General features: G+C 71.2%; 28 protein-coding genes. 12 read left to right on the plus strand and 16 right to left on the minus strand.

Going from position 1 to position 26,811, the window contains the following annotated elements; translation table 11 throughout:
• Positions 1–204: 204 nt before the first annotated feature.
• The 4 genes from ectA (at position 205) to thpD (ending at position 3,603) form a co-directional block, all read left to right on the plus strand.
• A complete protein-coding gene (ectA, locus tag AB0I66_RS13475) occupies positions 205–798 on the plus strand; it encodes a diaminobutyrate acetyltransferase (protein WP_363207981.1) in 594 nt (197 codons plus the stop codon).
• Between the two features lie 74 nt (positions 799–872).
• Entirely contained in the window at positions 873–2,144 is a 1,272-nt protein-coding gene (gene ectB / locus AB0I66_RS13480) for a diaminobutyrate--2-oxoglutarate transaminase (RefSeq protein WP_363207982.1), read from the plus strand.
• Between the two features lie 53 nt (positions 2,145–2,197).
• A complete protein-coding gene (locus tag AB0I66_RS13485) occupies positions 2,198–2,602 on the plus strand; it encodes an ectoine synthase (RefSeq protein WP_361826232.1) in 405 nt (134 codons plus the stop codon).
• 101 nt (positions 2,603–2,703) lie between these two features.
• On the plus strand, positions 2,704–3,603 hold the full coding sequence (gene thpD, locus AB0I66_RS13490; protein ID WP_363207983.1) for an ectoine hydroxylase: 900 nt from the start codon (positions 2,704–2,706) through the stop codon (positions 3,601–3,603).
• A gap of 102 nt (positions 3,604–3,705) precedes the next feature.
• Here the strand turns inward: thpD and AB0I66_RS13495 are convergent, their stop codons facing one another.
• Complete coding sequence (locus tag AB0I66_RS13495) at positions 3,706–4,773, minus strand: alkene reductase (protein ID WP_363207984.1); 1,068 nt, start codon at positions 4,771–4,773, stop codon at positions 3,706–3,708.
• A gap of 126 nt (positions 4,774–4,899) precedes the next feature.
• Here AB0I66_RS13495 and AB0I66_RS13500 point away from each other — a divergent pair, with 126 nt between their 5' ends.
• Positions 4,900–5,403 (plus strand): MarR family winged helix-turn-helix transcriptional regulator, encoded by a 504-nt coding sequence (locus AB0I66_RS13500; protein ID WP_363207985.1) that lies wholly within the window; start codon positions 4,900–4,902, stop codon positions 5,401–5,403.
• 89 nt (positions 5,404–5,492) lie between these two features.
• On the opposite strand, the gene AB0I66_RS13505 is transcribed toward AB0I66_RS13500, so the two are convergent.
• From AB0I66_RS13505 to AB0I66_RS13530, 6 genes are all read right to left on the minus strand, one after another.
• Entirely contained in the window at positions 5,493–6,512 is a 1,020-nt protein-coding gene (locus tag AB0I66_RS13505; protein ID WP_363207986.1) for a maleylpyruvate isomerase family mycothiol-dependent enzyme, read from the minus strand.
• The gene (locus tag AB0I66_RS13510) at positions 6,512–7,183 is read right to left on the minus strand and encodes a sigma-70 family RNA polymerase sigma factor (RefSeq protein ID WP_363207987.1); all 672 of its coding nucleotides are present in this window, start codon (positions 7,181–7,183) and stop codon (positions 6,512–6,514) included. Before AB0I66_RS13510 ends, AB0I66_RS13505 begins: the two co-directional genes overlap by 1 nt.
• A 36-nt stretch (positions 7,184–7,219) precedes the next feature.
• Positions 7,220–8,266, minus strand: a complete 1,047-nt coding sequence (locus AB0I66_RS13515) for an aminotransferase class V-fold PLP-dependent enzyme (RefSeq protein WP_363207988.1) — start codon at positions 8,264–8,266, stop codon at positions 7,220–7,222.
• A gap of 70 nt (positions 8,267–8,336) precedes the next feature.
• Positions 8,337–9,035 carry a DsbA family oxidoreductase gene (locus AB0I66_RS13520; protein WP_363207989.1) on the minus strand — a complete coding sequence of 233 codons (699 nt, stop codon included), beginning with the start codon at positions 9,033–9,035 and terminating at the stop codon, positions 8,337–8,339.
• 77 nt (positions 9,036–9,112) lie between these two features.
• A complete protein-coding gene (locus tag AB0I66_RS13525) occupies positions 9,113–9,592 on the minus strand; it encodes a GNAT family N-acetyltransferase (RefSeq protein ID WP_363207990.1) in 480 nt (159 codons plus the stop codon).
• Between the two features lie 35 nt (positions 9,593–9,627).
• Entirely contained in the window at positions 9,628–10,632 is a 1,005-nt protein-coding gene (locus tag AB0I66_RS13530; protein WP_363207991.1) for a helix-turn-helix domain-containing protein, read from the minus strand.
• 71 nt (positions 10,633–10,703) lie between these two features.
• Here AB0I66_RS13530 and AB0I66_RS13535 point away from each other — a divergent pair, with 71 nt between their 5' ends.
• Positions 10,704–12,071 (plus strand): MFS transporter, encoded by a 1,368-nt coding sequence (locus AB0I66_RS13535; protein WP_363207992.1) that lies wholly within the window; start codon positions 10,704–10,706, stop codon positions 12,069–12,071.
• Between the two features lie 114 nt (positions 12,072–12,185).
• Here the strand turns inward: AB0I66_RS13535 and AB0I66_RS13540 are convergent, their stop codons facing one another.
• Together AB0I66_RS13540 and AB0I66_RS13545 are read right to left on the minus strand one after the other, a co-directional pair.
• Positions 12,186–12,794 (minus strand): DUF1349 domain-containing protein, encoded by a 609-nt coding sequence (locus AB0I66_RS13540; RefSeq protein ID WP_363207993.1) that lies wholly within the window; start codon positions 12,792–12,794, stop codon positions 12,186–12,188.
• A 5-nt stretch (positions 12,795–12,799) separates the two neighbouring features.
• Positions 12,800–14,329: an aldehyde dehydrogenase (NADP(+)) gene (locus AB0I66_RS13545; RefSeq protein WP_363207994.1), complete on the minus strand. Its 1,530-nt coding sequence runs from the start codon at positions 14,327–14,329 to the stop codon at positions 12,800–12,802.
• Between the two features lie 134 nt (positions 14,330–14,463).
• Between AB0I66_RS13545 and AB0I66_RS13550 the strand changes: the two genes are divergently transcribed.
• From AB0I66_RS13550 to AB0I66_RS13575, 6 genes are all read left to right on the plus strand, one after another.
• The gene (locus AB0I66_RS13550) at positions 14,464–15,234 is read left to right on the plus strand and encodes an IclR family transcriptional regulator (protein WP_160504308.1); all 771 of its coding nucleotides are present in this window, start codon (positions 14,464–14,466) and stop codon (positions 15,232–15,234) included.
• A 20-nt stretch (positions 15,235–15,254) separates the two neighbouring features.
• Positions 15,255–15,725, plus strand: a complete 471-nt coding sequence (locus tag AB0I66_RS13555) for a GNAT family N-acetyltransferase (protein ID WP_363208661.1) — start codon at positions 15,255–15,257, stop codon at positions 15,723–15,725.
• Positions 15,726–15,829: 104 nt separating this feature from the next.
• Positions 15,830–16,804 (plus strand): hypothetical protein, encoded by a 975-nt coding sequence (locus AB0I66_RS13560; RefSeq protein ID WP_363207996.1) that lies wholly within the window; start codon positions 15,830–15,832, stop codon positions 16,802–16,804.
• Entirely contained in the window at positions 16,801–18,081 is a 1,281-nt protein-coding gene (locus tag AB0I66_RS13565) for a histidine kinase (protein WP_363207997.1), read from the plus strand. The genes AB0I66_RS13560 and AB0I66_RS13565 overlap by 4 nt, the downstream gene beginning before the upstream one ends.
• A 5-nt stretch (positions 18,082–18,086) precedes the next feature.
• Positions 18,087–18,746, plus strand: coding sequence for a response regulator transcription factor (locus tag AB0I66_RS13570; protein ID WP_363208662.1), 660 nt, complete (start codon positions 18,087–18,089; stop codon positions 18,744–18,746).
• A gap of 93 nt (positions 18,747–18,839) precedes the next feature.
• The gene (locus AB0I66_RS13575; protein WP_363207998.1) at positions 18,840–20,288 is read left to right on the plus strand and encodes a penicillin-binding transpeptidase domain-containing protein; all 1,449 of its coding nucleotides are present in this window, start codon (positions 18,840–18,842) and stop codon (positions 20,286–20,288) included.
• A 47-nt stretch (positions 20,289–20,335) separates the two neighbouring features.
• Here AB0I66_RS13575 and AB0I66_RS13580 read toward each other — a convergent pair whose 3' ends face one another.
• The 7 genes from AB0I66_RS13580 to AB0I66_RS13610 form a co-directional block, all read right to left on the minus strand.
• Positions 20,336–21,073 (minus strand): hypothetical protein, encoded by a 738-nt coding sequence (locus tag AB0I66_RS13580; RefSeq protein ID WP_363207999.1) that lies wholly within the window; start codon positions 21,071–21,073, stop codon positions 20,336–20,338.
• Positions 21,070–21,432 (minus strand): PadR family transcriptional regulator, encoded by a 363-nt coding sequence (locus AB0I66_RS13585; RefSeq protein ID WP_363208000.1) that lies wholly within the window; start codon positions 21,430–21,432, stop codon positions 21,070–21,072. Before AB0I66_RS13585 ends, AB0I66_RS13580 begins: the two co-directional genes overlap by 4 nt.
• Positions 21,433–21,434: 2 nt before the next feature.
• Positions 21,435–22,193: a CPBP family intramembrane glutamic endopeptidase gene (locus AB0I66_RS13590; RefSeq protein ID WP_363208001.1), complete on the minus strand. Its 759-nt coding sequence runs from the start codon at positions 22,191–22,193 to the stop codon at positions 21,435–21,437.
• 154 nt (positions 22,194–22,347) lie between these two features.
• Positions 22,348–23,160 (minus strand): HAD family acid phosphatase, encoded by an 813-nt coding sequence (locus AB0I66_RS13595; RefSeq protein ID WP_363208002.1) that lies wholly within the window; start codon positions 23,158–23,160, stop codon positions 22,348–22,350.
• A gap of 185 nt (positions 23,161–23,345) precedes the next feature.
• A complete protein-coding gene (locus tag AB0I66_RS13600) occupies positions 23,346–23,933 on the minus strand; it encodes a TIGR03086 family metal-binding protein (protein ID WP_363208003.1) in 588 nt (195 codons plus the stop codon).
• 228 nt (positions 23,934–24,161) lie between these two features.
• Positions 24,162–25,532, minus strand: coding sequence for a S28 family serine protease (locus tag AB0I66_RS13605; RefSeq protein ID WP_363208004.1), 1,371 nt, complete (start codon positions 25,530–25,532; stop codon positions 24,162–24,164).
• Between the two features lie 107 nt (positions 25,533–25,639).
• Positions 25,640–26,806: a hypothetical protein gene (locus AB0I66_RS13610; protein ID WP_363208005.1), complete on the minus strand. Its 1,167-nt coding sequence runs from the start codon at positions 26,804–26,806 to the stop codon at positions 25,640–25,642.
• Between the last annotated feature and the right edge of the window lie 5 nt (positions 26,807–26,811).

Genomic DNA, 26,811 nt, shown 5'->3' on the forward strand with positions numbered 1-26,811 from the left:
CAATCCGGACATGCTTCGAGGGAGTTACGGTTCTGTGACGTACTCCACATCGCGCCCGTTATGTGCCGTACGACCCCATCAAATCAGGCCAAACTGCCGAGGTTTCCTGCGGGCGCGCACCCCCGCGTGATAACACATCGAACGTTCTTACGTAACCCCTCCCGCCGATGCAATTCGAGAAATTGCTCGGTAAATTCAATCCGCATGACCGCTGCACAAGCCGATCTACCGACCGACCTGCTAGCGAATTCCCTGGAAATGCCCGAGGGGTTGCGCCTCGACACCCCCGACGTCGCCGACGGTGCCGCCATCTGGCGCATCGCCCGCGACTCGAAGGTGTTGGACCTCAACTCCTCGTACAGCTACCTGCTGTGGTGCCGTGACTTCGCGGCGACCTCCGTGGTGGCCAGGGACGCGAACGGTGAGCCCGCCGGGTTCATCACCGGCTACATCCGGCCCGAGCGGCCGCGCACCCTGGTGGTCTGGCAGGTGGCCGTCGACCAGGCGCACCGCGGCCGCGGCCTTGCCGGTGCGCTGCTCGACGGTCTCACCGCCAAGGTCGCCGCCGACCGGGAGCTGGTCTCGGTCGAGACGACCATCACGCCGGACAACGCACCGTCCCAGCGGCTTTTCACCTCGTACGCACAGCGCCACGGAGCGTCGGTCGAGCGCACGGTGCTCTTCGACGCCGGGCTCTTCCCCGACGAGGGGCACGAGCCCGAGGTCCTGTTCCTCATCGAGCCGATAGCCCAGACCGGGAAAGTCGCGCAGATCGAACCGGTCGAGCCGGTCGGCTGAGTTCCGCCGATCCCCCCACGCACCACCTGTCACCCCCCACCTCCCAAGTCTTTCCATCTCCCAGGAGATCTGCTGTGACCATCACCCAGCCCGACCTGAGCGTCTTCGAGACCCTGGAGTCGGAGGTGCGCAGCTACTGCCGCGGTTGGCCCACTGTCTTCGACCGTGCGCAGGGCAGCCGCATGTTCGACGAGGACGGCCACTCGTACCTCGACTTCTTCGCCGGGGCCGGCTCGCTCAACTACGGCCACAACAACCCGGTCCTCAAACGCGCCCTGATCGACTACCTGGAGCGCGACAGCGTCGTCCATGGCCTCGACATGTCGACGACCGCCAAGCGCGCGTTCCTGGAGTCGTTCCAGAACATCATCCTGCGCCCCCGTGACCTGCCCTACAAGGTCATGTTCCCGGGCCCGACGGGCACCAACGCCGTCGAGTCCGCGCTGAAGCTGGCCCGCAAGGTCAAGGGCCGCGAGTCGATCGTGTCGTTCACGAACGCCTTCCACGGCATGTCGCTCGGCTCGCTCGCCGTGACCGGCAACGCCTTCAAGCGCGCCGGCGCCGGCATCCCGCTGGTGCACGGCACGCCGATGCCGTTCGACCACTACTTCGACGGCAAGACCCCCGACTTCATCTGGTTCGAGCGTTTGCTCGAAGACCAGGGCTCCGGCCTCAACCAGCCCGCCGCCGTGATCGTCGAGACGGTGCAGGGCGAGGGCGGCATCAACGTCGCCCGCGCCGAGTGGCTCCGCAAGCTCGCCGACGTGTGCGAGCGCTGGGACATGCTGCTCATCGTCGACGACATCCAGATGGGCTGCGGCCGCACCGGCGCGTTCTTCTCCTTCGAGGAGGCGGGCATCACGCCGGACATCGTGACGGTGTCCAAGTCCATCAGCGGCTACGGCATGCCGATGGCCCTGACGCTGTTCAAGCCCGAGCTGGACATCTGGGAGCCGGGCGAGCACAACGGCACCTTCCGCGGCAACAACCCGGCGTTCGTCACGGCCGCCGCCGCCCTGGAGACCTACTGGTCCGACGGCCCGGCCATGGAGAAGCAGACCCGTGCCCGTGGCGAGCAGGTCGAGGAGGCCTTCGCCGCGATCGCCGACGAGAACCCCGGCGCCATCAAGGAGTACCGCGGCCGCGGCCTGGTCTGGGGCATGGAGTTCATCGACAAGGCACGTGCGGGCGCCATCGCCAAGCGCGCCTTCGAGCTCGGTCTGCTGATCGAGACCTCCGGCCCCGAGAGCGAGGTCGTCAAGCTCCTCCCGGCGCTGACGATCACCGCCGACGAGCTGGACGAGGGACTTCGTACGCTCGCCCGCGCGGTGCGCGAGACCGCCTGAGCGGCCGCAGGGCCGCGTCCTCACCCCCGTAAGAGAAAAGGAACCAACTCACCGTGATCGTCCGTTCGTTCAAGGACATTGAAGGCACCGACCGGCACGTGAAGTCCGCGTCCGGCACCTGGGAGAGCAAGCGCATCGTCCTCGCCAAGGAGCGGGTGGGCTTCTCGGTCCACGAGACCATCCTGTACGCGGGTACGGAGACGTCGATGTGGTACGCCAACCACATCGAGGCCGTCGTGTGCACCAAGGGCGAGGCCGAGCTGACCGACGACACGACCGGCGAGAAGTACACGATCACGCCGGGCACCATGTACCTGCTCGACGGGCACGAGAAGCACACGATGCGGATCAAGGAGGACTTCCACTGCATCTGTGTCTTCAACCCGCCCGTCACGGGTCGTGAGGACCACGACGAGAACGGCGTGTACCCGCTGCTCACGGAGCCGGAGCCGGCCTAGCCGGAGCGCACACCCAGAATCTCCCCCGCCGCCCTCTTCCTCTGGGCGGCGGGGGTGTACATCCCGGAAAGGGCCGTACGAGAGGAGAGGCAGGCAACACCATGACCACCGCACCCGAACGCACCGCCGATCTGTACCCGACCCGAGGCACCGAAGAGGTCCTCATCGAGCGCAAGGACCCCGTCGTGTGGTCCGAGCCGGGTACGCCGGGGCCGATCACGGCCGACGAACTGGCGGGGTTCGACCGGGACGGATTCCTGGCGATCGACCAGCTCATCACCCCTGACGAGGTGAGCGTCTACCACGCGGAGCTCTCGCGGTTGATCGACGACCCCACGATGCGGGCGGACGAGCGCTCGATCGTGGAGCCGCGCTCCCAGGAGATCCGCACCATTTTTGAGGTGCACAAGATCAGCGAGCTGTTCGCGAAGCTCGCCGCCGATCCGCGCGTGGTGGGTCGGGCCCGTCAGATCCTGGGTTCCGACGTGTACGTCCACCAGTCCCGGATCAACGTCAAGCCCGGCTTCGGGGCCTCGGGGTTCTACTGGCACTCCGACTTCGAGACCTGGCACGCCGAGGACGGACTCGCGAACATGCGGACCGTCTCCGTCTCCATCGCGCTCACCAAGAATCACGACACCAACGGCGGCCTGATGATCATGCCGGGGTCGCACAAGACGTTCCTCGGCTGTGAAGGCGCCACACCGAAGGACAACTACAAGCGGTCCCTGCAGATGCAGGACGCGGGCATTCCCTCGGACGAGACGCTCACCAGCCTCGCCTCGGACTACGGCATCCGGCTCTTCACCGGTGAGGCGGGCTCCGCGACCTGGTTCGACTGCAATGCCATGCACGGTTCGGGGGACAACATCACGCCCTTCCCGCGCAGCAACGTCTTCATCGTGTTCAACAGTGTGGAGAACACGGCGGTGGAGCCGTTCGCGGCGCCGGTCCGGCGGCCGGAATACATTGGGGCTCGGGACTTCACCCCGGTGAAGTAAGCAGTCTCGTACGCGAGTTGGCCCGGCACCTGGGGGTGCCGGGCCACACTTGGTTCTTGGCTCTTGCCTCTTGCTTCTTGGCTCTTCGGGGCTCTTTGGGGCCTACAGCGCCGGGTAGTCCGTGTAGCCCTTCTCCGTGCCGCCGTAGAAGGTGGCCGGGTCGGGCGTGTTGTACGGGCCTTCGGCCTTGAGGCGGGCCGGCAGGTCGGGGTTGGCCAGGAACAGCGCGCCGAACGCGATGACGTCCGCGGTGCCGTCCTCGACGAGGGCGAGCGCGTCGGGCCCGGTGGATCCCTCGGTCGCGGGGTTCAGGATGAAGGGCCCGTTGAAGCCCTGGCGCAGGGTGGTCACCAGGTCGCGGATCGGCCCCACCTCCATGACGTGCAGGTAGGCCAGGTCCAGCGCGCTCAGCTCCTTCACCAGGGAGGTGTACGTCGCCTCGAGCTCGTCCTGCGGCTCGGAGATGTCGTTGAAGGGGTTGCCGGGCGAGAGGCGCAGGCCGGTGCGGGCGGCGCCGATCTCGGCGGCGACGGCCCTGGCCGTCTCGACCGCGAAGCGGATGCGGTTCTCCGGGGTGCCGCCCCATTCGTCGGTGCGCTTGTTGGAGCCGGGCGCCAGGAACTGGTGGATGAGGTAGCCGTTGGCGCCGTGCAGTTCGACCCCGTCGAAGCCCGCGTCGATGGCGTTGCGGGCGGCGGTCACGAAGTCGGCGATGGTCGCGCGGATCTCCTCGCCGGTGAGCTCGCGGGGCGTGATGAAGTCCTTCGGGCCCTCGGCCGTGTAGACCTGCCCCTGGGCCGCGACGGGCGAGGGGGCCACGTTGACCAGGCCGTCGGGGAGCAGCACGGGGTGGCCGATGCGGCCCACGTGCATGATCTGGGCGAAGATCCGGCCGCCCGCGGCGTGCACCGCGGAGGTGACCTTGCGCCATGACTCGACCTGCTCGTCGGAGTGCAGGCCAGGGGTGTCGGGATAGCCCTGACCGACCGGGGAGGGCTGGATGCCCTCCGTGATGATCAGGCCGGCCGATGCGCGCTGGGCGTAGTACTCGGCGGTGAGCTCCGTGGCGGTGCCGCCCTCGCCCGCCCGGCTGCGGGTCATGGGGGCCAGGGCGATGCGGTTGGCGAGCGGGGTGCCCGCGAGGTCGAGGGAGTCGAACGCGGTGGTCATCTGATGCCCCCAGGGGAAGGTTATTGGTCGGCCAAGTAATTCAACCGGACGCCACTGTAACTCATTCCTTGGCCGACCAAGCTAATCTTGTGGAACACCACCGCCGACCCCACCGCTGGAGCTCCGATGAACGACGCCGACCCCGCCTGTACCGAGCTCCCCACCGCCGCGCGGCAGGGGCCCGTCAGCCACACCGTGAGCCGGGTCGCCCGGCTGCACCGGATCGCGGCGGGCAAGGCGCTGAAGGGGCTCGGGCTCTATCCCGGCCAGGAGTTCGTGATGATGTACCTCTGGGACGCGGGGCCCGTACGGCAGTCGGAGCTCATCAGGGCGGTCGACCTGGACCCGTCGACGGTCACGAAGATGCTGCAACGCCTCGAACAGTCAGGGCATGTGCGCCGCCGTCCCGATCCGGACGACCGGCGGGCCGTCCTGGTCGAGGCCACGGACGCGAGCTGCGGGCTCCTTGCGCAGGTGGAGCGGGCCTGGGGCGAACTGGAGACCCACACGCTGGCGGGCCTGGACGGGACGGAGAGGGCAGAGCTGGCGCGACTCCTGGGCAAGGTGGAGACCAACCTGTGCACAGAGACGGCGGACTGCCCCCTGGAGGCGCGGGGCGGCGGCGCGTAAGGGCCTCACTGCCGGGCACCCCGCGCGGGACCGCCCCGGAGGCGTGGGGCGCGGGCGCGGAAGGGGCCGGAGCTTTTTTGGGACGGAGATCAGAGCCAGGCCAGGGAAGCCGCCCGGGTCAGGACGTGCTCCGCGGTGACCTCGCTGCCAAAGACTCCGCGAGGCACCACCGCGGGGTCCCTTCGCCCGCCCATGAGCAGGCAGAAGTCCACCGGGTCGAGGACCAGCTCCGCGCTCACCGGCTCCGCCCCGCTGCCCAGGATCCAGGACATCTCGCCGCCCTCTCCCGCGACGGTCAGCGCGACGGCCGGCGCCTTGGAACCCAGGGCCAGCTCCAGGGTCCGTACGGCAAGACGCACCAGCTGCCAGAGGTGCGGGGTGCGCGGCGGCGGCACCGGCAGGTCCAGGGCCCTGCCGATGTCGTCCGTGTGCACCCACGCCTCGAAGGCGCGGACCAGGAAGTGGTCCGAGAGCGGCAGCCGGGCCCCCATCAACTTCGTTGCCCATCCGGCCAGTTCGACGTCGTGCGCCTCGGGTGAGGAGAGCAGATCGGCCGCCTGGGCCTGCCAGGAGTCCACGGTCTGTGCGGGCGTGCGGGCCCGCTCCCGGGCGAGCACCCTTTCCGTGCGCGCCGCCCACGCCACACGCCACGGCGTCCCGTCCACGCCGTCGCACGGCCCCGGCGCGCGCAGCCCGAGCCGCACGGCCAGCGGCTCGTCCGCGGCCAGCAGATGCGCGACCGTGTCGTGCGCGTCCCAGTCGTGCACGACCGGGGTGTCCCACCGCCCGTGCTCGTCCATCTCCCGAAGCAGCGCCCGGAGCCCGGCCACGGCAGCGGCGTACGGAGCGGCGTGCGAGGCCGTGCGCGGGGCCGCGGTGCGGGTGCGCAGGGCCAGGCCGAGGACGCGGTCCCGTCCCGCGGGGGCGGGCCCGTCGGAGAGGGGCGGCCCGTCCAGGTGGCGCACTGTCGCCCGCAGCCGTCCCGCCTCGGCCGCGCAGGGGTCGCAGTCGGCCAGATGCGGGGCGACCGTATGCTCGTCGCCCGGCATGAGCGCGCCGAACGCCCAGGCCCCGAGAAGTTCACGTACGGCTTCGTGATCCGTGGTCATCACGTGCCTCTTTCGCCTGGAGCTTCGGCAAGTGCCGGGTCAGCTGGGTTGGACGGGGCCGGTGGGTCCGGCGGGTCAGGTGGATCGGCCAGGGCTTCGGCCAGCCGGCGCAGGGCCGCCCGTAATCGGGTCTTGGCCGTGCCCTCCGGGATGCCGAGCTCCACCGCCGCCTGACGGTAGGTACAGCCCGCGAAGTACGCGAGGTGCACCACCTGGCGCTGCGGGAGCGGGAGTCTCGCCAGGGCCGAATGGAGGAGCAGGGAGCGTTCTCGTGCCATGACCACGTCTTCCGGGGGCGGGTCCGGGGTGGGGATGGTGTGCAGGGTCGCGTCGTCGGCGTGCGCCGCCTTGCGGTGGCGCTCCTCGCCGCGTACCCAGTCCACCGCCCTGCGATGCGCCAGCATGCACAGCCAGGTGCGCAGACTGCCCCGCCTTGCGTCGAACGCGTAGGGCCGCGACCAGAGATGGGCGAAGACCTCCTGGGCCACGTCCTCCGCCGCGGCAGGGCTGCGGGTGACGCGTGCCGCGACGCGGTGGACGAGGGCTCCGTACGTGTCGTAGACCTCGGCGAGCGCCGTCTCGTCGCCGTACACCAGGCGCTGATGCAGACCGGTGTCCGGATGGGGCTGCTGAGCCACTGACACCACCGCCTCGTGAGGCCACCCCGTCATGCCTTCCTAGTGCCCCGCCGCCCTGCGCGCCAGGGTTCAGCCGGAGAGCACGTCGAGGATCCGGTCCACATCCGCCTCGGTGTTGTACAGATGGAACGAGGCCCTCAGGTGTCCCGCCCGTGCGGAGGTGATGATGCCGGCCCGGCTCAACCGCTCCTCGCTGTCGGCCAGTCCGGGTACGGAGACGATGGGGGACGCACCGGGCACCGGCTCATGGCCCAGCTCCGCGAGCCCGGCGCGATAGCGGGCCGCCAGCGCCGTGTCGTGGGCGTGGACCGCGTCGATGCCGGTCTCCTCCAGAAGGGCGAGCGCCTGGGCCGCGCCGTGGTAAGCGAGGAAGGCGGGGGGTTCGTCGAACCGGCGTGCATCGGGGGCCAGTTGGGAGAGCGGGCCATAGGTGGCGTTCCAGCTCTCCGCCGCCGCGAGCCAGCCGCCGTGCAGCGGGACGAGGGACTCCTGCGCCTCCTCGCTCACCGTCAGGAATGATGTGCCGCGCGGGCAGAGCAGCCACTTGAAGGCGCCGGTGACGGTGTAGTCGTACAGGCCCGCGTCGAAGGGCAGCCAACCCGCGGCCTGTGTCGCGTCGTTGAGGGTACGGGCGCCGTGGGCGGCGGCGGCCTCGCGCACCGCCGTGTCGTCGGCGATCCGGCCGTCGGCCGACTGGACGACGGAGTACACGACGAGGGCGGTGGTGGGGCGGATCGCCTCGGCGAGGTCTTCGAGCGGCGCGAAGCGGATCTTGAGGTCGCCGCGCACCACGAAGGGGTTGATGATCGAGCTGAAGTCCCCCTCGGGGAAGAGGACTTCGGACCCCGGCCGCTGCGCCGCCGCGACAAGACCGGCGTGCACCGCGACCGATCCACCGTTGGCCACGCGCGCGTGCGGCACTCCGACGAGCCGCGCGAAGGACTCACGGGCGGCCTGCACGATCCCGAAGTCACCCGAGCCGCCGCGTCTGCCGGAGCCGTTCTCGGCCGCGAGGCCCTGGATCGCCTCGACGGCCCGGGCCGGCAGCAGCCCGCAGCTCGCCGTGTTCAGATACGTCGACGTGGGCGCGAACTCGGCGCCGTTGATGTTCCCCATGGGATCAACTCTCGCGCCCCTGCGCGCCCACGTCCATCGACGATGTGTGGAGTGGTCCGCTCAGCGTCGCTTACACGTCGCAGCCGTCGGGGCCGCAGGCGGCGCCGTCCGCGAGCGTGGTGAGCGGCGAGCGGCTGCCCCACGCCTGCTCCAGGGCCTGCGCGAAGACGTCGGCGGGCTGGGCGCCGGAGACGCCGTACTTCCGGTCGAGGACGAAGAACGGCACGCCGTTCGCGCCGAGCTCGGCGGCCTCGCGCTCGTCGGTGCGTACGTCGTCGGCGTACCGGGAGGGATCGGCGAGCACCGCGCGGGCCGCGTCCGCGTCGAGACCGGCCGCGACCGCGAGCTCCACGAGCCGCTCGTCGTCGTCGAAGACGGAGCGCTCCTCGGCGAAGTTGGCGCGGTACAGGAGTCCGAGCAGCTCGTCCTGCCTGCCCTGCTCCTTGGCGAAGTGCAGCAGGCGGTGCATGTCGAAAGTGCTGCCGTGGTCGCGGCCCTCGGTGAGGTAGTCGAGGCCTTCGGACGAGGCGTTCACGCCGAGGTTCCGCTCGGCCTCCTGGGCCTGCTCCTCGCTCAGGCCGTACTTCTTGGCGAGCATCGGGATCACGAGCCCGCTGTCGCCCTTGGCGCGCGAGGGGTCGAGCTCGAAGGAACGGTGCACCACCTCGACGTTGTCGCGGTGCGGAAAGGCGGCGAGTGCCTTTTCGAAGCGTGCCTTGCCGACATAGCACCAGGGACAGGCGATATCGGACCAGATCTCGACGCGCATGTGACTAGCTCTCTTCAAATCGAACGGTAGTGCGGAGGGTCCCTCCGGTCAGTTGAAGAACGTACGACTTGCCCCGCTCATTCCCCGGCCGGCACGGAGAACCGCATCCGCAGATGTGTGTCTGCGCCGTCGGCGGCCTCCGCCTCCTGCCAGCCATGGCGGGCGTAGAAGGCCTGGGCCCGCGTGTTCTCGCGATGGACGTCCAGGGAGGCCTCCCGGATGCCGTCGGCCCGCCACTCCTCCACGCACGCGGCGTGCAGCGCCGCGCCGACCCCGGCGCGCCAGTGGTCGGGGTCGACGTGGAACTGGAAGAGCGTCACGGTGTCCGCCGCCTCGCCATCGGGCGTACGGAACGAGGCGAGGCCCACGATCCGGCCCTCGCGGACCGCGCACAGCACATGCCCGCCGCGCCGCTCGATGCCCGCCCGCCACAGCGCCGTCCCGTCGACGGCCGCGCCCGGCAGCCCCTCGGGGTAGTACGTGGCGCGGGCGCGGGCATGCAGGGCCGCGAGGGCCGGGGCGTCGGCGGTGAGGGCACTGCGTATGACGGTCGGCATCACGGTCCGCATCGTCGTGGGGAGTACTGAGTGGATCACGCTGCCATAGACGTGTTCCTGGAGCCCTGAGTTCCGAGGCGGCTGAACTGGGTGCGGTAGGCGCTCGGGGTGAGCCCGGTGCGGCGCACCAGGTGGCCGCGGAGCGAGTCGGCGGTGCCGAGCCCGCAGGCCTCCGCGACCCGGTCCATGGAGAGCCTCGTCGTCTCCAGGAGCTCCTTGGCCCGCTCGATGCGCTGGTGCAGGAGCCACTGCAGCGGGCTCACCCCGCTCTCCGCGTGGAAGCGCCTGGTGAGGGTGCGCACGCTGACGCCCGCGTGCCGGGCGAGGTCGGTGAGCGTGAGCGGCTCGTCGAGATGGCGCATGGCCCAGCCCCGGGTGTCGGCGCAGGCGGTGCCCCGCTCGGGCGGCAGCGGGGTCTGGGTGAACTGGGTCTGGCCGCCGGGCCGCACGGGGGCGACGAGTGCGGCTCTGGCCACCTCGTTGGCGACGGCCGCCCCGTAGTCGGTGCGGATGACGTGCAGGCACAGGTCGATCCCCGCGGCGTACCCGGAGGACGTCATGACCTGCCCGTCCTCCACGTAGAGGACGTCCCCCTTGAGGTCGAGCGCCGGATAGCGGCTGCGCAGCTCCTCGGCGAGCTGCCAGTAGGTGGTGGCGCTGCGCCCGTCGAGCAGGCCCGCCTCCGCGAGCACGAAGGCGCCGCTGCAGATGGAGGCGATGCGCCGGCCCGCGTCGGCGGCCTCGCGGACGGCGGCGACGGTCCGGGGGTCGGGTTCGTAGCGGTGCCCGGTGCCCGCGACGAGGAGGGTGTCGGCGTCGCGTACGGCATCGAGCCCTTGCTCCACCTGAAGGCTGAGCCCGCCCGTGGTGGCGACGGCGCCCGGCTCCGGGGTGCAGACGACCACCTCGTAGCCGGGTCCGCCGGCCACCTCGACCCTCCCGAAGAGCATCTCGGGGATCGCGAGATTGAACATCGACACAGGTGAGGGCGCGATGACGGCGACGCGGTGCGGCCGGTGGGCGGACGGCGGGCAGGGCATGGCCAGAACCTCCGGAGGTATGGCATTCAGGCCACTACTGTAGCCGCGCCGCCGTCAGCAGACTCATGGACATGGCAACGAACTCCCTCTCCCGAAGCTCCCGTTCGGCGGGCTCGCCCCGCAAGGACCACGCCTCCCCCGGCCTCACGCTCACCGCCGCCATGCTCGGCTTCGCCCTCATCACGCTCGACGCTTCCGTGGTGAATGTGGCGCTCCCCGCGATCGGGGACTCCCTCGGCGGCGGCATGACCGGCCTCCAGTGGGTCGTGGACGCCTACACGCTCGCCTTCGCCGCTCTGATGCTCTCCACCGGGGCGCTCTCCGACCGGATCGGTGCGACCAGGGCGTACGCGATCGGCATCACGGTGTTCACGGCCGCCTCCGTGGCATGCGGGCTCGCGCCGTCGCTGCCCGTGCTGATCGGCGCCCGGGTGGTGCAGGGCGTGGCGGCCGCCGTGGTCCTGCCCGCCTCGCTCTCCCTCGTACGCCAGGCCTACGCGGACGCGGCCAAGCGGGCGCGCGCGGTGGCCATGTGGGCGGCGGGCGGTTCGGTGGCGGTGGCCCTGGGTCCGGTCGCGGGCGGTGCGCTGACCACGGCGTGGGACTGGAGCGGCATCTTCTTCATCAACGTCCCGCTGGGCGCGGTGGCGCTGGTCCTGCTGCTGCGGGCCCCGCGCTCGGAGCGGCGGCCCGCGCCGCTGGACGTGCCGGGCCAGCTGCTCGCCGTCCTGACGCTGACGGCCGTGACCTTCGCGGTCATCGAGGGCGGTACGACGGGTCTGATCGCCCTGGTGGTCGCGGTGGCGGCGGGTGCGGTGTTCCTGCGGACGGAGGCCCGGCAGACGCATCCGGTGGTGCCTCTGGGTCTCTTCCGTGACCGGACGGTGGCGATCACCGTCGCGGCCGGGGCCGCGTGCAGCGTCGCCTTCTACGGCCTCGTCTTCGTCTTCAGCCTCTTCTTCCAGGAGGTGCAGGGGCGTTCGGCGCTGTGGGCCGGGCTGATGTTCCTGCCGATGACCGGGCTCATCGCGGTCACGAACGTCGTGGCGGGGAAGCTGGCGGCGCGGGTCGGGCCGCGGCTCCCGATGCTGGTGGGGCAGGCGGTCGCCGTACTGGGGCTTCTCGCGCTGCTGTTCGCCGACGCGTCGACGCCCGCGCTCGGCCTGGCGTTCCTCATGGTGCCGCTGGCGCTGGGCTGCGCGCTGACGATCCCGCCGCTCACCGCGGCCATGATGGAGGCGGTGCCGGCCGACCGGGCGGGTCTGGCCGCGGGGGTCCTCAACTCGGCCCGGCAGGTGGCCGGGGGCCTGGGGATCGCGGCCTTCGGAAGCCTGCTGGCCGGGGACTTCGTCTCCGGGATGCGGGTGAGCCTGCTGACAGCGGCGGGACTGCTGGCGGCTTCCGGGATTGCGACGCTGGGGCTGCGGCGGGGGCGCTGAGCTTTCCCCGACCCCGCCCCTTCCCGAAAACCCGCTCCGGCGCGGGGGCCTTGCGTGCCGTCATCACCGGCTCCGCCGAGTTCGTCCTCAAGCGCCGGACGGGCTGAAGCGGTCCTACGAACCGTCCCTCAGGCCCTGGGGCCAGTTCGGACGGAACTCGATCCCGTCGTACGTCACCACGCACCCCTCCCCCACCGGCGACTGCGCCATGAAGCCGACCAGGGCCGCACCCGCCGCCTTCTCCTCGCCCAGCGAGAAGATCCGCACGAACGTCCAGCGCTTGCCGTCCAGGGAAGCGTGGAAGGCGAACGCCGACCCCGTGCGGCTGATCCGGAGCCAGACGCTGCTGCCGTCCACCACGAACGCGTTCGCGTCGTCGGAGCGACCGCGGGTGACGACCGTGCAGACCGTCGCCTCGTCCGGCGACCGCTCCAGGCAGAGCTTGGCCCACTCCCGGTCACCCACGTGCAGATACAGCACGCCCGCGTCGAACGCCGCCGCGAAACCGACCGTCACCCGCGCGATCAGCTGGAAGTCGCCCTCGGGGGCGCCGAGCAGGCGAGGCGCGTCCGACGCGGGGTCGAGCGCCTCGCCCGTCGGCGGCACGAAGCGGTCCTGCCGGGCGCCCGCCCAGCCGGTGAGCACACCGTCCTCGTACGACCAGTTGCCGTCGGGGCCGTACGTGCGCAGGGAGAAGGGCAGTTCGGGGATGTTGACGTCCATGGACGTCAGTGTTCCAGGCGCCCTTCGTAGCGACGCGGGAGCCCCAGCGGGTTCTCGTCCCGCAGCTCCGGCGGGAGCAGCGCGGCGGGCGTGTTCTGGTACGCGACAGGGCGCAGCCAGCGCTCGATCGCCGTACCGCCCACGGAGGTGGAGGTGGACGTCGTCGCGGGGTACGGCCCGCCATGGTGCTGTGCGGGCGCCACCGCGACGCCGGTCGGCCAGCCGTTGACCAGCAGACGCCCGGCCAGCGGCGTCAGTTCGGCGAGCAGCGCGGCCCCGCGCCCCTCGCCCGCGGCCTCCTCGGCGGACAGCTGCACCGTGGCCGTGAGGTTGCCGGAGAGCCGGGTGAGGGCGGCGGTGATCTCCGCGTCGTCCTCGTAGCGCGCGACGACCGTCACCGGCCCGAAGCACTCCTCCAGGAGCAGGTCGTGCTCGCCCTCAGAGGCGAGCTTCGCCGCGGGGACCGTCAGGAAGCCCGCGCTCACCGTGTGCTCGCTGCCCGCGCCCGGCGTGACCGGCGCGTCCACGTCCGGCAGTTCGACGCGCTCGCGCACGCCCGCCACGAAGTTGTCCCGCATCCGGTGGTCCAGGAGCACCCCGGCCTCGGTGTCGCTGACCGCCTCCGTCAGGGACTTCAGGAGCCGGTCGCCGCCCGCACCGGCCGGCGCGAAGACCAGGCCGGGCTTGACGCAGAACTGGCCGACGCCGAGCGTCATCGAGCCCGCGAGACCGGCGCCGATCTCCTCGGCGCGCTCGACGGCCGCGGCCTCGGTCACGACGACCGGGTTGAGCGAGCCGAGCTCTCCGTGGAAGGGGATCGGCACGGGGCGCGCCGCCGCCGCGTCGAAGAGGGCGCGGCCGCCGCGGATGGAGCCCGTGAAGCCCGCGCCGGACACGAGCGGGTGCTTGACGAGCTCGATGCCCGCGTCGAAGCCGTGCACGAGGCCGAGGACGCCCTCGGGGATGTCGTGCCGGGCGGCGGCCCGCCGCAGCGTCGACGCCACCAGCTCGGAGGTGGCCGGGTGGTCCGGGTGCGCCTTGACGACCACGGGGCAGCCCGCGGCGAGCGCGCTCGCGGTGTCGCCGCCGGGGACGGAGAAGGCGAAGGGGAAGTTGGACGCGGAGTAGACGGCCACGACGCCCAGCGGGATCTTGTAGCGCCGCAGGTCGGGGATGGGCGGCGTGGCGCTGCTGTCGGGGTGGTCGATGACGACGCCGAGGAAGCCGCCCTCGTCGACGATGTCCGCGAAGGCCCGCAACTGGTAGCAGGTACGGGCGAGTTCACCGGTGAGCCGGACGGGACCGAGTGCGGTCTCCGCGTCCGCGGCCTCCACCAGATGGTCCTTGGCCGCGTCGAGCAGTTCGGCCGCGGAGCGCAGGAAGGCGGCGCGTACGCCGCGGTCGGCCAGGGCGTCCTTGGCGGCCAGGGCGGCGCGCACCGCCTGGTCCACCTCCTGGACTGTGGCTTCGACCGCAACCTGTTCGCGCTGCTTCCCGGTTCGGGGGTCGACACTCCAGACTGGTGCTGCTGCCACCGCGGGGTCCTCCAGAGGTGATGCCACAGATGTGCTGCCACCCACCTGGGCTGTTCGATATGCTGAACGCTGTCTCCGATGATGAACCGGAGACTTCGGAGACTATTTCTCGTCGAACTAAGGGGTCAAGGGCGATGTCGGCTGGCGAGACTGGCGGGGCACAGGTCAAGTCCGCTGTGCGGACGGTTGAGTTGCTGGAGTATTTCGCGGGACGTCCCGGAATGCACTCTTTGGCCGCCGTCCAGGAAGCCGTCGGTTACCCCAAGTCCAGCCTCTACATGCTCCTTCGTACGCTGGTGGAGCTCGGCTGGGTCGAGACGGACGCGACCGGCACGCGGTACGGGATCGGGGTGCGGGCCCTGCTCGTCGGCACGTCGTACATCGACGGTGACGAGGTCGTGGCGGCGGCGCGGCCGACGCTGGACCGCCTCTCGGACGACACCACGGAGACGATCCACCTGGCGCGCCTGGACGGCACGAACGTCGTCTATCTGGCCACCCGCCAGTCGCAGCACTACCTGCGGCCCTTCACGCGGGTCGGCCGCCGCCTCCCGGCGCACTCGACGTCCCTGGGCAAGGCGCTCCTGGCCACCCACACCGACGAGCAGGTCCGCAAGATGCTCCCGGAGACGCTGCCCGCGCTGACCGAGCACACGATCACCGACCGCGAGAAGCTGATCGAGGAGCTGCGCACGGTCCGCGAGCAGGGCTTCGCGGTGGATCGCGAGGAGAACACGCTCGGCCTGCGCTGCTTCGGCGTCGCGATCCCGTACCGCACGCCCGCGCGGGACGCGATCAGCTGCTCCGTGCCGGTGGCGCGGCTGACGCCCGCGCACGAACAGATGGTGAAGGACGCGTTGTTCGACGCGCGGGACCGGCTGACACTGGCGACTCGTAGGCTTTGAGCATGGTGAGCACAATGAGCATGGATGTCACTCTGCGCCCCGTGCACGACAGTGATCTGCCGGTCTTCTACCGGCAGATGAACGATCCCGAGTCGAGCCACCTCGCCGCGTTCACGTCGCCGAAGACGGCGGACCGGACGCTCTTCGAGGCCCATTGGAAGGGAATCCGGGAGTCGGCCGACGTCGTGGTGCGCACGGTCCTCGCGGACGGCGACGTGGTGGGCAACGTCTCGGTGTACGGCGAGCCGGGCGAGCGCGAGGTCACGTACTGGATCGACCGCTACTACTGGGGCCGGGGGCTCGCCACGGCGGCCTTGCGTCAGCTCCTCGCGGAGGTTCCCGAGCGCCCGCTGTACGCCCGTGCGGCGGCGGACAACGTGGGGTCGCTGCGGGTCCTGGAGAAGTGCGGCTTCCGGGTCACGGCCCGCGCCAGCGGCTTCGCGCACGCACGGGGCGAGGAGATCGCGGAGGACGTCCTGCGGCTGGAGTAGGCCCGCGCTCCGGGACCGGAGCGCCCGCCCCTCCCCCGCACGGCGGACCCGGATCATCGCCTGGCAGGAGGTGCCCGGGTCCCCCCGCCGGAAGGCTGGGGCGCATGAGACAGGCCCTGCGCACCGCCGCCATCCTCGCCGCCCTGCCGTACCTCACCCTGAAGATCGCGTGGATCTCGGGAAGCCACATCGGCATCCCCGAGGGCAGCAGCCTCCTCGAGCACCGCACCACCATGATCTTCGCCAACGGCCTCACCCTGCTGATGGACGCGAGCGTCATCGTCCTCGCGCTGCTCCTGACCCGCCCCTGGGGCCTGCGCACCCCCGCCTGGCTGCTCGCGTTCCCCATGTGGGCCGCCACCGGCCTTCTCACGCCGATCATGGCCGGGTTCCCGCTCCAGCTCCTGGTCAAGGCGCTCGGCGGCAGCGTCAACAACCCCTCACAAGGCAGCAAGGACAGCGGCGCCTTCCTCCACGAGTGGGTCTTCGGCGTCGTCTACGGCGGCTTCATCCTCCAAGGCCTTGCCCTCGGCGCCCTGTTCGTCCTCTACGCGCGCGACCGGTGGGGCCACGTGTGGCGGGGCCTCGTCCGGGAACTGCCCGGGACGACCGGCCGTCGGAGCGCCCCCCGAAGTGTCGCCCTCACCGCCGCCGTCCTCGCCCTCGCGCCCCTGGTCATGCACCTTCTCTGGATCACCGGCTCCACGGCCGGCCTCACCGAGGCGCGGATCGACGAGCGCACGACCGACTTCTACGTGCTCGAAGCGATGGACATGGTCTACCTCGGCTCCGCGGTCGCCGGAGGTCTGCTCCTCACCTTCCGGCGGGCTCCCGCACTGCCCGTCAAGGTGCCGCTCGCCCTGGCCTGGCTCGGCTCGGGCGCGGTCGCCTGCTGGGGCGGCTGGCTGCTGTTCGCCTCGGTCCTCGGCGAGGACGACCTCGCCCGGCAGCCGACGGCGGCGATGCTCCTGACCTACTCTGTCCAGATGATCGTCGGGGCACTGGTGGCCACCCTCGGAGTGGTCTTCTTCAAGGAGCGGGCGGGCGCGGCCGTCCGTGCCCCGCGGCAACCGGCGTGAGGACACTCGCGACAGCCCTCCCGGCCCTGTTCGGGCGCCGGACGCGGCGCCGGTGGATCCATCTGATCCTCGGTGGCGCGCTCGCCATGCCGTACGTCTTCGTGGGCTCCGTCGTGGTCGGACCGCTGCTCGGCGAGGACAACGTGTTCGGCTCGCTCACCTCCCAACTCACCGCGTTCGCGGTGGGGTTGCCGCTCGCCGCGATCACCGCGCTCTTCCCGCTCACCCGGCCCATGTCGGTGGCCGCGGTGCGCGCGCTGTGCGACGTGCCGGGCGACGCGCTCGCCGACGGGCCCGCACGGTCCCGGCAGGCACGCGGACGCACCGTCGCGTGGTTCACGCTGCACCTCGGGTTCGGCGGGGTCATCAGCGGGATGTCCCTCGCCCTGCCGCCGTTCGCCGCGGTGCTGATCGCGCTGCCGTTCGCGGCGGCGCTGCGGGGCAGCCGGGTCGGGATGCCCGAAGTCTTCGACGAGGGCTGGATGCTGGCCCTCTGCCCGCTCATCGGGATCCTCTCCCTCGTCGCGCTCGCGGGGTGCGCGGCGGCGGCCGGGGGCCTGCTCGCACGCTGGGCGCCCGAACTCCTCGGGCCCTCGCCCGCGGACCGGCTCGCGGCGGCCGAGCAGCGCGCCGCCGACCTCGCCGTACGCAATCGCCTCGCCCGGGAGCTGCACGACTCGGTGGGCCACGCCCTGAGCGCGGTCACGCTCCAGGCGAGCGCCGCCCGCAGAGTCCTGGACCGTGACCCGGAGTTCGTCCGCGAGGCGCTTGCCGCCATCGAGGAGACGACCCGGCGCACGGTGGGCGAACTCGACGCGGTGCTCGGGGTGTTGCGCGAGGGCGGCGGCGACCGGACGAGTCCGACCGCCCCCGCCCCGACGCTCTCGGCCGATCTCGACGGGCTCCTCAAGCGCACCCGCGCGGGCGGCCTGCGGGTGAAGGCCACGGTCGACCTCGGCCCCGAAGGACCGGACGCCCTGCCCGCGATGGTGTCCCGCGAGGCGTACCGCATCGTCCAGGAGAGCCTGAGCAACGCACTGCGGCACGCGGGCCCCGACGCCCCGGTCACCCTGCGGATCGCCCTTGACGGCACCGACCTGGAAATCCTCGCGGAGAACCCGCTGCCCCACGGCGCCCCCGCCTCCCGCCCCGGCGGCGGCCACGGCCTGCGCGGCATCACCGATCGCGCCCGGCTCCTTGGCGGCACCGCCGACGCGGGACCGGCGGACGGCAGCTGGCGCCTGCACGTACGACTCCCCCTGAAAGGACCCGCATGACCGAGATGTCCGCCGGCCCCATCCGCATCGTGCTCGCCGACGACGAACGCATGGTGCGCACCGCCCTGCGCGTCATCCTCTCCGCCGAGCCCGATCTGGAGGTCGTCGGCGAGGCGGCGAGCGGCGCCGATGCGGTGTCCGTCGTGCGCGAGCTGCGGCCCGACGTGGTGCTCATGGACGTACGCATGCCGGAGATCGACGGCATCCGGGCCACGGAGCAGATCCTGCGGACGCAGGAGGAGCCGCCGCTCATCGTGGTCGTGACGACCTTCGAGAACGACTCCTACGTGTACGAGGCGCTGCGGGCCGGCGCCTCCGGGTTCCTGCTCAAGCGGGCCGACGCGGACTCGCTCGTACAGGCGGTGCGACTCGTCGCGCGCAGCGACTCGCTGCTGTTCCCCGCCGCGGTGCGCGCCCTGGCCGCCGAGCACGCGCGCGCCAGGCCCGCGCCGCCGGCCTGGGTGGGCAGGCTGACGGGGCGCGAGAGCGAGGTGCTGCGGCTGATGGCCGCGGGCCTGACCAACGCGGAGATCGCGGGGCGGATGGGCGTGGGCCCGGCGACGGTGAAGACGCACGTGGCCTCGGTCCTCGCCAAGACGGGGGCGCGGGATCGCACGCAGGCGGTGATCGCGGCGTACGAGGCGGGCTTCATGAACGCCGACTGAGTCTCTGGCCGTGGCGCCCCCGCAGTATGAGGAATCTCTAAGAAACCCGGCAGAACGGAACGAATGCGTCCGCGCCGCTCGTCCTTTTACGGGATGAACAAGACGATCAGGCACGCCTCGGTCTTCACGCTGCTGCTCGTCGTCGCCCTCCTGGTGCGGGCGACGTGGGTGCAGTTCTACGACTCGAAGGCTCTCGCGGACGACAAGCTGAACCGGCGCAACGCGATAGAGCAGTACGCGAACCCGCTGGGCGACATCATCGTGGGCGGTGCGGCCGTCACCGGCTCCGAGCGGACGAAGGGCGGCGACCTCAAGTACAAACGCACGTACAAGGACGGTGATCTGTACTCGTCCGTCACGGGCTACAGCTCGCAGGTGTACGGGGCCACGCAGCTGGAGGGCATCTACAAGGACGTCCTCGACGGCACCGACAACCGGCTGAAGAACCCGCTGGACACCGTGACGAACAAGCGCGCAGACCCGGGTGACGTGGTCACGACGATCGACCCGGCGGTGCAGAAGGCCGCGTACAAGTCGCTCGGCGACAAGAAGGGCGCGGCCGTCGCCGTCGACCCGAAGACGGGCAAGATCCTCGGCATGGTGTCGACGCCCTCGTACGACCCCTCGGACATCAGCGGTTCCACCGACTCCAAGGAGTGGCAGGCGCTCCTGAAGGACGAGGACAAGCCGATGGTCAACCGCGCGCTGCGGCAGCCGCTGCCGCCCGGTTCGACGTTCAAGCTGGTCGTCGCGGCGGCGGCCCTGGAGGACGGGCTCTACGGCTCGGCGGACACCGGGACCGACAGCCCGAACCCGTACACGCTGCCCGGCACGCGCACGGTCCTGAAGAACGAGAGCGCGAGCGCGCCCTGCGAGAACGCCACGATCCGTACGGCGCTGCAGTACTCGTGCAACAACGTCTTCGCGAAGATGGCCGTCGACCTGGGCCAGGACAAGGTCAAGTCGATGGCCGAGAAGATGGGCTTCAACACCGACAAGCTGGACGTGCCGGTACGCGCCTCCGAGAGCGTGTATCCGTCCGACATGGACAAGGCCCAGACGGCACTGACCGGCATCGGCCAGTTCGACGTCACGGCGACTCCGCTGCAGATGTCGATGGTCTCGGGGGCGATCGCCAACGGCGGCGAACTGGTGTCCCCGCACATGGTGTCCCAGATCACCGACTCGAACGGCGACGTGCTCGACTCGTTCGACGACGCGGACTCCGAGCGCGTGATGAGCGAGAGCACGGCGAACCAGCTGCAGTCGGCGATGGAGACGGTCGTCGAGAAGGGCACGGGCACGAACGCGCAGATCAGTGGCGCGGACGTGGGCGGCAAGACGGGCACGGCCCAGCACGGCGAGAACAACAGCAAGACGCCGTACGCCTGGTTCACCTCGTACGCCAAGGGCAGCGACGGCAAGGAGGTCGCGGTGGCGGTCATCGTCGAGTCCTCGGACGCGGCGAGGTCGGAGGTCAGCGGCAACGGCCTGGCGGCACCGATCGCGAGGGCGATGATGTCGGCGGCGCTGAAGTCGTGACGGAAAGGCCGCGGGGTGCCGATGAACGTGACGGCACCCCGCGGGGGTCAACGGCGCGAGCGCCAGACCTGCCAGCTCCACAGGGCGGCCAGGGGGAACAGGGCCCCCGCCAAGATCCCGGCGGCGAAGCCGAGGCCGCTGCTCGCCTCGCCGTCGTCCAGGGCCACCATCAAGCCCGCCAGGACGACGACCACTCCGGCGGCGATCACCAGCAGGGCGAACTTGCGGCTGAGGAACCACCGCCGCCCCGGCGCGGGCGGCGGCGACCCCACCTCCGCCCCCGGCCCGAGGCTCGCAGCCAGCGGCCGCTTGAACCACGCGTAGACGATCCAGTTCCCGCAGGCCTCCCAGCCGTCGGGAGCCAGCCGCTCGTCGAGCCCCTCACGCCCCCGCGTGACCAGCTCACGGCGGTACTCCCAGCGCTGCGGCCGCTCCAGGTCACGGTGGCTGACGAAACGGCCGAGCGCGTCGACCCGTTCCATCTCCCACCCCTCGTCGCCGAAGCGGTTGAGCAGCTCCTCGTCGACGTACGTGTCGGCGGTCCACCGCCACGTCTCGACGTGCGCCCCGGGGGCGTCGGGCCGCTGCGCCCCGGCCGGTGCCAGTTCGCGGGCGAACTCGTCGACCGAGCCGAACTCGGCCTCCGGGTCGGCCCCGTCCGACTCGTCCAGGTGCGCGCCGAGATCCGCGACGGTGGCCTCGATGCGGTCGGCGGGCAGCCCGAGTTCCCGCAGCCGGTCGGCGAGGTCGAGGAGGTAGCTGTCGCGCACGTAACCCTCGTTCATCGCACACCCGCCTTCGCGAGGACCTCACGCACGGAGCCGTCGAAGGCGAGCCACAGCCCGCCCTGCTCGCCGAGCGTGGCGCGGCCGTCGTCCGTAAGGGAGTAGTACCGCCGGCCCGGGCCCTTCTCGGTGGCCCGGAACTCGGCGGCGACCAGGCCCGCCTCTTCGAGGCGGTTGAGCACGGGGTAGAGCGTGCCGCCCTTGATCTGGCCGAAGCCGGCGGCGCCGAGCAGCTTGGCGATCTCGTACCCGTAGCTCTCGCCGTCGGTGAGGCTCGCGAGCACGAGCAGGTCCAGCACGCCCTTGAACCAGCTGGCCCGGCGGTCGGTCTTCGCGCCGCCGGAGGCGGGTGCGGTCATGGTCAGCTGCCCTTCGGGGTCGGCGCGTACGTCGGCACGGAGCCGATCGGCTCCGGCTCGGGGAGCGTCAAGTCCCTCACGGAGAGGGCGATGTGGATGGCGACGGGCAGCAGCAGGCTGCCGGTCGACACATAGAGTCCGGCGAACAGCGCCCCGACGAGGCCGAAGGCGATGACGCCGCTGCGGCCCTGGTAGATGCCGGCGACGGCGTACACGAGCGCCGAAAGTGCCGCTGCCACATAGAGGTTGAGGCCGAGCACACCGACGGCGAAGGCGATCAGGAGCCCGCGGTAGACCAGCTCGGCGCAGATGCCGTCGGTGACGGCGACGGCGATCGCCAGGCGGCGCTCCTTGGCCGTGCGCGGCAGCATCGCCTTGATGGAGGCGAGCCCCGGCACGTTCCTGCCGCCCGCGGCGAGGGCGCGCATCTTGCGTCCGGACACCACCGTGACCGCGCCCATCGTGACGATGACGACGACCGTGGTCACCGGCGACTCGGGCGCCACGATGCCGAGGTCGGCGGCGGCCATGGCCGGCGAGAGCAGCAGGACCACCGCGGCGAGCGCGGCGAGGACCCACCAGAAGACGAGGACGAAGGTGAAGTAGCCGACGAGAGCGCCTGGTTCGGTGTCGCGGCGGCGGGCGAGCGAGCCGTAGAGACGGCGGCCGAGCCAGGGCTCACCGAACAGCAGATAGGCGCCGAGCACGGCGGTGACGGCCGTGGAGGCGGCCGAGAACTCCGGCGAGAGCGAGGCGGTCATGGTGGGGTCCCCCTTCCCGAAGGGGCCGGGCGACGCGTGCCGCACGGCCCCATGAGCATGTGAGCTACCTAGACCGTAGAGCGACCTAGTCAGGAATGCAACCTATCTAGTTATGCCGAGCTTCATAGGCGTGACCGCCGGGGGGCACCCGGAACTACTCCACGAAGTACGTCGGGTTGGGCAGCTTGTACGTCTTGTCCGCGTATCCGCCCGCGAGGTCGGACACCTGGTCGCCGAAGCTGCCGACGATGTTGTAGCCGGTCGACTCGATGTGCCTGCGGGTCCCTTCCTTGAACTGCACGGTGGTGCACTCCCACTTGGCGGGCGTGGCGCAGCCGCTCAGGTAGGCGGGCGGGGCCGTCTTGTTCTTGGTGAAGACGTGGGTGGTGTCGAGCTGCGTGTCGTACCCCGCCCCGGCGAGGTTCGTGACGGCGCCCTCGCGCTGCGACTCGCTCAGACCGGTGAGGAAGAAGACCTCGACACCCTTGCTCTTGGCGTACGTGACGAGTTCGGGCATGCCGAAGACGGCGGGGCGCTTGGCCGCTTTCACGTACGCGTCCCACGTGGCGCTGTTGTAGGTGTAGTTGGTGCGCTTCTCGTAGTCGAAGCTGAGCAGGGAGGTGTCGTCGACGTCGAGAACGATCGCGGGCTTCTTGGCCTTCCCGGGCTTCCCGGCCTTCTTGCCGTGCGCGGCTGCGGCCTTCCTGATGTCCTTCTTCGCCTTCGCCTGGATGCGCGCCAGATCCTTGGCGTACGGGCTGTCGGGCGAGGAGCGCCAGACGCCGTCGGCATCCTCGTAGGCGCCGTAGTAGTCGTCGATCTCGCCGACGAGCAGGCCGATGTTCTGGGGTTCGGCGGTGTGCCGCGCCGGGGCGTTGTCGGCGGTGGCCGCGCCGGTGCCGTACAGCGCGGCGCCGGCGACGGCACAGGCGGTGGCGATGCCGGCCACTCGAAGGGACTTGCGCATAGGTCGATATCTCCGGATCAGAGTCTGTGCGAGGGCATGTGTTCAAGCAGGTCAAGGCCTGTCTACGCGCACTGTCTACGCGCATCACACGCCACCCCGCGAGACCCTTTACCCGATCAATACCTGATCCGGGGAAAGCCTGGAGGGGCTGGGGGCTGGGGGCTGGGGTCTGGGGGCCCGAGGGGTCAGGCTCCGGGCGTCCACCCCGGGTCGCGGCCGCTGAGGCCGATCACGCGGTCGAGGAGAGGGGCGTCGTCCGGCACCGGGACCGGGGGCCCGAACGGGCTGTCCTCGGAGGTGTCACCCTCCTGGGGCGTGAGCAACTCCCGCGCCACCGCCAGGCTCGCCTCGTCAGGTGCGTACGCCTGACCCGTCGCACGCGCCAAGTCCCATCCATGGACGACGAGTTCGTCCATGGCCACGGCTCCGGCGACGGCTCCCGGAAGGTCGATGCCGCCCGCCCTCGTCATGCCCTCGTACGCTGCCGGGTCGCGCCATGCCTCCACCAACTCGTCCAGCAGCTTGGGCAGTTCGGCGCGCCAGCCGGGGCCGATGTCAGGAAGGGAATCCCCCGGGTTCTGGTCGAGCTGCGGTCCGAGGTTCTTGCGCCCGGCGTCCCGGAACGCGCCCGCGAGACCGATCAGGTGGCCCAGCAGATGGCGTACTTGATACTCCGGACAGGGGGTGGGCCCCGCGAGCTGCTCGTCGGTGACCCCTTCCGCGACGGCCGCCACCAGCCGGGTCTGCCGCTCGAAGTCGACGATCTTCGTCATGAATCCTCCCGAATCTCGGCGGCCCTGCCCCGCGGACCGTGCTCCTCCCCTGTAGACCGGACGGACCCCCGAAACTCATCGCCGGGAAGGGCCGGACGTACGGACGACGAGGACCACATCGACCGCACCTGCCCTATGCATGACCGGGGCCCTTGGAACCACCATCACCTGCTTCGCCCGCTGGTCCCGGCGTTGCCGCATTCCTGCTCACGCCCGCCCCACGGCGGGCTACTTCACGTCGGCCCAGCGCTTGACGTGCCCGATGGCCTCCGCGAGCTCGGCGGGCGGCAGCTTCTCGATGGCGTTGCCGTGGTGGGCGCCGGGCGCGACATAGCGGTACGAGTCACGCTTGCCGGGCGTGAACCTCTCGGCGCTCCAGGGGTCGTTCTCGGCGTAGATGAAGAGCATCCGCTCGCCCTTGGTCCTCACCCAGCGGTCGACGTCGGCGACGGTCCTGCCCTCGTAGGTTCCGCCGCGCATGGCGGCGGGGAGCGAGGCGTCGGGATGCCGCAGGCCCGGGTACCGGCGCAGACCGTCGAGGTGGCTCAGCTTCAGGTCCGCCCAGCCGAGCTGCGTGGCGGCTTGTCGGTCGTGGGGGCCGCCGCCGTGGGTGCCCAGGACCTCGTCCTGGAACATGCCCATGCCGTTCTTCCTGGACCACGAGTACAGCTCGTCGTCCGTGGCCTTCTTCGCGTCGGGCACGGTGGGACATTTCTCGATCCCGCCGCTCTGCCAGAAGCCCCAGACCTGTTCGAGCACGCCGCGCTCGAAGGCGCGGTCCGCGGTGCCGAGGACCTCCTCGAACGTGGCACCTTCCTTCTGCGCCTCCGCCTCGAACTTGGGGAGCAGCGTGTCCCGCCGCAGGAGCATCTCGCGCTGCACGGCGTTCAGGGCGTCGCGGCACTCGCGCGTCCCGACGGTCCTGAAGAAGCGCTCGTAGGCCCTGTCATCCTTGTTGTCGGTGTCGTTCGGTGCGACGACCGCGACGACCCCGTCCAGGTCGTCGGGGTAGTAGCGCTCGTGGTACGTCGCCGTCATACCGCCCTTGCTGGCGCCGACGCCGATCCACTTGCCCTTCTCGATGCCGCGCAGCGCCTGGGTCAGCCGGTGTTCGTCGGCTGCCTCCTGCTGCACGGTGAGCTTCGACCAGTCTTCGCCCGCGGGCCCGGAGGGGCGTGACTTCTCGAAGTAGCGGTGCTCCACGCTCACTTGGTTGGCGTCGAGGATGTCGGTGAGTGGTGTGACGTCGGAGAAGAGGTCGTAGCCCGGGGTGAAGAGGACCGTCGGCTTGTCCGTGGCCTTGTGCCACAGGGTGAGGCGCTGGGTGAAGGTCCCGGCGCCCGGGTCGCGGTGGTCGACGGGCTGCGCGTAGGTGAGCGCGTACTGGGGGTACCCGCGCACGTCCTGCACGCCGGTGACCGTCATGCCCGGGATGCCCTCCAGGCGTTCGCGGAAGTCCTCGGCCTGGACCTCCGCCCCGCCCGCGGACGTCCGCGCCGCCGCGGGCGCGGCCCCGGCCAGTACGGCCGAGCCCGCCAGCATGCCCGCGCACAGCAGCGCGGTCACCCCTTTGACGCCGTCGATCCCCTTGTTCCGCACGCGCCCCAACCCCCTCTGCATGCCCACCACTTCACAGTGACCCAGCACTTGATCGTAGCGACGGCCTTCGTCTGGTCCGCGGCCGGGAGCCTGGCGCTGGACAGGGTCTATGTGAGGCGCGCCAAGGCAGCCGTCACGTGGGCGAGATCCGCGTCGGACGCCAACCCGGCGTGGTAGAGCCGCAGTTCGTCCGCGCCCAGTGTGAGCGCGTTCTCGGCGTCCGCGGCGAGGGTGGCGGGGCTGCCGCCCATGCCGGAGACGACGGTGAGGTTCGCGGCGAGGGTGGTGCGAGCGGTGCGGTGCGCGTCGAAGGGCGTCAGAGCCTGGGCACCCCCCGTGCAGGGCACGACCACGCCGTCGGCCACGGAGAGGATGTGCCCGGGGTCGACTCCGGCGTTGGCGCCGCAGTGGTACGCCACCGGATCGGCGTGCAGCAGCACTTGGAAGCCGTCCGGGGCGGCGGCGCGCACGGCCTCGATCGCCGCCTCCTGGAGCGTGCGGGCGGTTTCCTCGCGCCACGCGCGCGTGGCGGCCGCCGTCTCCGCACCCAGGAGCTTCTCCACCGCCTCCCAGCCCCCGGCAGGCTCCTCGCCGCGCCACACGGGCTCCAGAGCACTGCGCACGCCGGCCGCCAACTCCTCGGGGGCGAGCCCTTGCCCGGCGTACCCCGCACGGCAGTCCGCGCAGAAGCACAGGGACATCAGGTACTGCCCGGCCTCCCCGAGCGGCACTCCCGCGATCTTGTCGTGGGCGTGCAGATGCGCGAGGCCGTACCAGCCGAGGGACTCCAGCTCGGTGCCGCGCGCGCCCGGCCGGACGGCGGCCTCCGCGGCGAGATCGACGAGGTACGCGCGCGTGGCGGGCCGCGCGATGCAGGGCGCCCAGGGGTAGCGGTCTCCGTAGGCGTTGACCACGGAGGTGTCCGGATGCTCGGCGCCCATACGGGAGTTGTGGGCGAGGACGACCCAGGTGTGCACGTCGAGCCCGGCCGCCGCAAGGGCTTCGGCGGCCTCTCCGTAGGCATCGCCCGGGGCCCAGCTCCCCGCCGCATACGGGCGCAGGGCGCGCCCCTCCCACCGGTCGTCCGGCTCGTACAGGACCGCCGCGTGCTCGGCGGTGACGATGCGGTGGCGCGGGTGGCGGGGGGTGAGCGCGCGGGTGGAGTGGTAGGCGGAGGCCAGGGTGACCTGCTGGACGCCGAGACCGGCGACGCGCGCGGGCGCCGCGGGGTCGCCGACGACGTCCCAGGGGTACAGGAAGGCGGAGGTCCGCACGCGCT

The sequence above is a fragment of the Streptomyces sp. NPDC050439 genome (genome assembly GCF_040655335.1).
In the GTDB taxonomy this organism is placed as follows: domain Bacteria; phylum Actinomycetota; class Actinomycetes; order Streptomycetales; family Streptomycetaceae; genus Streptomyces.